The sequence below is a fragment of the Spiroplasma sp. ald genome (assembly GCF_044714355.1).
Lineage (GTDB): Bacteria > Bacillota_I > Bacilli_A > Mycoplasmatales > Mycoplasmataceae > Spiroplasma > Spiroplasma phoeniceum.
This window is the reverse complement of sequence record NZ_RXFY01000083.1, coordinates 1-4748: the sequence shown is the minus strand read 5'-3', so window position 1 is coordinate 4748 and position 4748 is coordinate 1. Positions and strand designations below refer to the sequence as shown.

Genomic DNA, 4748 nt, shown 5'->3' with positions numbered 1-4748 from the left:
TCTATTTTAAATATATTTTATAGGAATTTTAAAATAACTAGGTTATGCAAGAAGTCTAATGAATTAAAGATGCTAAAAAGGTTATGATTTATATAAAAGAATAACTTTTTTTATTGAAAATTGATATAATAAATAATAGTAAAAAACGAGGGTTTTAAATAATGGCAAAGAATATTTTTGGTAAAAAAAAGAATCGCAATTTATTACTAAATTATTTTAAACCATCCATTTATGTGAAAAATGTTAATAAAATTAATCTTGAATCATTAAAAAAACATGGGATTAAAGTCTTTATTTGTGATTTAGATAATACTTTAACCCCATTTTACCGTGGTATTCCGAATACTGATAATTTAAATTTAATTCAAAAGGTCAAGGAATTAGGGATGATTTTTGTGTTAGTATCAAATAATGCCCGAAAACGAGTTGAACGGTTTGCCCAAAAAGCAGGAATTGAACATTATTATTGAAATGCTAAAAAACCATTATTAAAATATTTTCGTGTGATTTCACGGCAATTTAATACTAATCCCCATGAAATGATTATGGTTGGTGATCAATTAATTACGGATGTTTTATTTGCTAATCGAGCCCATATGGAAAGCATTTTAGTTGTCCCAGTAACAGGTGTTAATGAATCAAACCGATTAATGCGTTTATTAGAAAATTTACTTTATAAACGGTTAGCTCAAAAAAATATTTTACATAAAGGTTTCTTTGATGAAGGAGAATACGGATTAGACTATGATATCTTATAAGAAGTGTGTTGGTTGTGGGATTATTTTACAAACTACAACTCCAAACGACCTTGGCTATGTGGAAACATTAACGCAAGATTATTGTTATCGTTGTTTTCGGTTAACTCATTATAATGAACTAGTTCCTTATAATATAACAGCAATTGATTTTTTTGCAAAGTTACGACAAGATTATCATTTGAATTGACATTATTTTTATGTTTTAGATGTTTATGATTTGGATGGAACACGGAATTTGGAATTAGAACAACTATTACAAAATAATAAAGTAACTTTAATTATTAATAAAATTGATTTAGTAAATAAATTAATTAATTCTAATAAAATTATTACTTATATTAGTGAACTTTTTCGAAATTTAGTGCTTTTTTCAAAAGTAGAAGATATTATTTTAGTGAGTGGTTTAAAGAATTATGGTTTAGATGAATTATGACGATATATTAAGCGCCAAGATAATGACCTTGTTTTTGTTGGTAGTTCTAATACAGGAAAAAGTACATTATTAAATAGTTTAATTAAGTTAACTAACCAACAACAAAAAATTACTGTTTCGAATAACCTTGCAACAACATTAGATAAAATTGTTGTTAATTTGGGAACGAGACAGAAAGTTTATGATACTCCTGGTATCATTAATAAGCATAGTCTGCTTCCATATCTTGCCGAAAATAATAAAAATATGCTGACTAAACAACTATTAAAACCAATTACATTTCAATTGTCTGCAGAGCAAACAATTTTTTATGAAGGATTAGCTAGTTTTTCATATCTGACGGGTTTAAAAACAAGTTTTCATTTTTATAAAAATAACAATTTAAAATTACACCGTACCAAATTAAGTAATAAAGATTATTATTTTACCCAACATGTACCAACTGCTGTTGTTAGATTACAAGATTATCAAGAATGAACTGAACGAATGCTCGAAATTAAGGAACCAGGTAATTATTCGCTTTTTATTGCTGGATTAGGATGAATTAGTTTTAAAGGGCAAAGTGGTCAAAAAATAATGGTTGGAACCCATCAAAACATTAAAATTACACTACGAAAACAGTTTATTTAGTTTTATAATTAAAAGTAGATAAGTAGAAAGGAAATAAAAGATTATGAATCTTGTTAAAAAATATCCTTATGTAATTACTGATTTAGATGGCACAATTGCAGGGAAAGGTTATATAATTAATCCTGAAACATATGAAGCATTACAAACATATCAACTAGCTGGTGATTATCACTTGTTTTTAGCTTCAGAACGATTAGACTTAATGGCAAAAGAATATTTTGCAAAATTAAAAATTAAAGCACCAATTATTTCCTGTAATGGGGCGTTAATTCGTGATAGTTTAACAAATGAAATATTATATCAACAACCTTTACCACAAGCATTAGTTCTTGCGGTGTTAACAAAGGCCATTGCAGCAAATATTGATCACATTGTTTATACTGCTAATATGGTTTATGGTCATCCTGAATCTGGTCGGATTGCTTTTATGCTAAAGTATAATGCCCAATTATATAATGATGATTATCGCATTCCAATTGATACAGAAACGGATTATGTAGCGTTATTAAAAAATAATGAAATTGAAGTTTTAAAAATTTTATTCCCTTTTAATTCATCAACTGAATTAGAGCAAGTCCAAGCGATTTATCATCCCTTTAAAGCTGCAGCTGATGGTGTTTTCTCTCAAAAAGATTTATTTGATATTCAAGCATTAAATATTAATAAGGTTCATGCTTTTAAAAAATTATGTGCTTTAAAAGGGTATGATCCACAACAGTTTATTTTTTATGGGGATAATTATAATGACCTTGAACTTGCTAAAATTGTTGGTTATACTATTGCGATGGGGAATAGTGTCTTAGAATTAAAAAAAATTGCTAATACAACAACAATGACAGTTACCGATAATGGGGTTCGTGAACATCTTTTTACCGAAGTATTATCAAAAGAACAACTAGCAGAATTTTTTCCCCAAGTTAAAAATGTTTTTAAATAAAACATTTTTTTATTTTATAATGATTTCATGAAGATGTGAAATTTTACGAGAGACACAAAACAAAAGTTCTATGTTGACGGTTCTGCATTTATGAACAAAGATAGTAAGAACAAATTTGTTTTTAAAATATTAAAAATTATTGCCTTAACTGTTGTTATAACACTTTTTATTGTAGGAAGTATTTGAGACCGCCAAATTGCAAAAGCAATTGGTGATTTAAATGATAATGGTGTTGTCAGTTGATTAAGTTTATTTTGAGATAAACTAGCTTATACAATGACCGTTCCATTTATGTTTGCAGGAGTAGGGATTTTATTAGAAAGTTTAAATATCAAATATAAATCAAAATTTAAATTCTTAGCAATTATCATTATTACTGTTTATGCTTTATTTATAATTTTATTTACCTTAATTATTAATCGAATGATTTATCAGCAATCAACATTTTCTGCTTTTGTTGGTAAAGGAAGAGATTATTGATCTGGTCTTGATGGAACAAGGACAATCGTTGCAATGACAATTCAACTTAGTATTGAAGTTATCTTAATGGGCGGGATTGCTTGATTTTTAAGAGTTAAATTTTCAAAACGAGATGATTTATTAACTAATAATTATTGAATTGATGCCTTAAAAATATTTGTAGTGTTTGCGCTTTTTGGTATTACTTTTGATCCACTTTTGAAAACTTTCTTTGGACGACCATATTGAGTCCATGTTGATTATCAATATGTTATTGACCATTTACCAGATAGTTGAACAAACAAACCAACTAATGTTATTAATGCCGAATATTTAGATTGGTGACAAATTCAAGGTTTTAAAGCTGAATACTGAGCTTTCTTATTAGGAAAAGCAGGGGAAGGAACACATCACTGAAGTGATAAGGCATTTCCATCTGGTCACATGAATTCATCATCAATGCCTGTTTATGGTTTTTTGTTATATTTCATGAATGAAAAACGTAAACAAAAGATTACTTGTTGAAAATGATTCATATTTGGGTTTTTTATTGCAAATATTGCAATGATGGCATTTATGCAAATTCTTTCAAGAACACATTATTTAACTGATTTAATGTTTAGTTTAATAGTTTTATTAATATTCTTTCAATGAGTTGCTTATGCAACTGACCATGTCATTTATAAAGTTTTATCATTAATTTGAAACAAACAAAACAAACGCTATTCGATGGTTGAATTAAATAATGGTCAGAAAACAATTTTATTGCTTGATATTGATGGTGTTTTATGAATTGTAGCAAAAGTAAGAACTGCAAAAATTAATAAATCTAAAAAATATAAATATTGACATCGTGACAATATTATTTACAAAAAATAAGAACTGGATATCTGATATAGTCTAAAAATTAAAAAAATCTAGATATAATCTAGATTGTTAAGGCAACTTATAGTAAACAATGGATAATTTTTCAAATTATCTATCGTATAATTGTTCTTCAGTTTTTTCTTTTGTTTTTTCATGTAATTCATTCATAACATCCATAAAGTTTCTAAAAACTTCTTGGTTAATTTCTGGAAATTGTGCGCGAACTTGGTTATGAATTTGGGCTTGTTTTTTTTGTCATTGCTTGTCGTTTTGCGATTTCTTTTCCGCCTTCTTTAAGCAAATGATCTGTAAATTCAGCTGCATCTTTTTTGTTAAAACCAAGTTTCTTTAAAAATGAATTAACTCTTTTTTTTGATTGATTTATAAGTTTTTTTCAAACTTTCTTTCATTTCTGATGTAAACCCCATATCAAAATTTTCTTTCTTATTATTTAATTAGTTTAATTAAAATCATTTATTTTAAAAATAATATTAATATTTTTAAAATCATTTACAATATTCACTCTATCATAATTATTTTAAATTAGCAATATTTTTAAGTTAATAATAAAAAATATGCTTATTTTTAGCAATTTAATGTAAGAAAAGGGAAAATTTAAATTTTCCCTTTTCTTACATACTATTTTTCTTAATTATTTTTTATA

5 protein-coding genes are annotated in these 4748 nt (G+C 26.5%); 4 read left to right on the top strand and 1 reads right to left on the bottom strand.

Annotated elements, in window-relative coordinates:
• The first annotated feature begins 161 nt into the window (after window positions 1-161).
• The 4 genes from EHU54_RS04525 to EHU54_RS04510 all read left to right on the top strand — a co-directional run bounded on the left by EHU54_RS04525 (window position 162) and on the right by EHU54_RS04510 (window position 4096).
• A complete protein-coding gene (locus EHU54_RS04525; RefSeq protein ID WP_114564249.1) occupies window positions 162-758 on the top strand; it encodes a YqeG family HAD IIIA-type phosphatase in 597 nt (198 codons plus the stop codon).
• The gene (gene yqeH, locus EHU54_RS04520; protein WP_400249162.1) at window positions 745-1821 is read left to right on the top strand and encodes a ribosome biogenesis GTPase YqeH; all 1077 of its coding nucleotides are present in this window, start codon (window positions 745-747) and stop codon (window positions 1819-1821) included. Before EHU54_RS04525 ends, yqeH begins: the two co-directional genes overlap by 14 nt.
• A 43-nt stretch (window positions 1822-1864) precedes the next feature.
• Window positions 1865-2758, top strand: coding sequence for a Cof-type HAD-IIB family hydrolase (locus EHU54_RS04515; RefSeq protein ID WP_400249161.1), 894 nt, complete (start codon window positions 1865-1867; stop codon window positions 2756-2758).
• A gap of 90 nt (window positions 2759-2848) precedes the next feature.
• Window positions 2849-4096 carry a phosphatase PAP2 family protein gene (locus EHU54_RS04510; protein ID WP_400249160.1) on the top strand — a complete coding sequence of 416 codons (1248 nt, stop codon included), beginning with the start codon at window positions 2849-2851 and terminating at the stop codon, window positions 4094-4096.
• Window positions 4097-4192: 96 nt separating this feature from the next.
• On the opposite strand, the gene EHU54_RS04505 is transcribed toward EHU54_RS04510, so the two are convergent.
• Window positions 4193-4408, bottom strand: a complete 216-nt coding sequence (locus EHU54_RS04505) for a hypothetical protein (RefSeq protein WP_400249158.1) — start codon at window positions 4406-4408, stop codon at window positions 4193-4195.
• Between the last annotated feature and the right edge of the window lie 340 nt (window positions 4409-4748).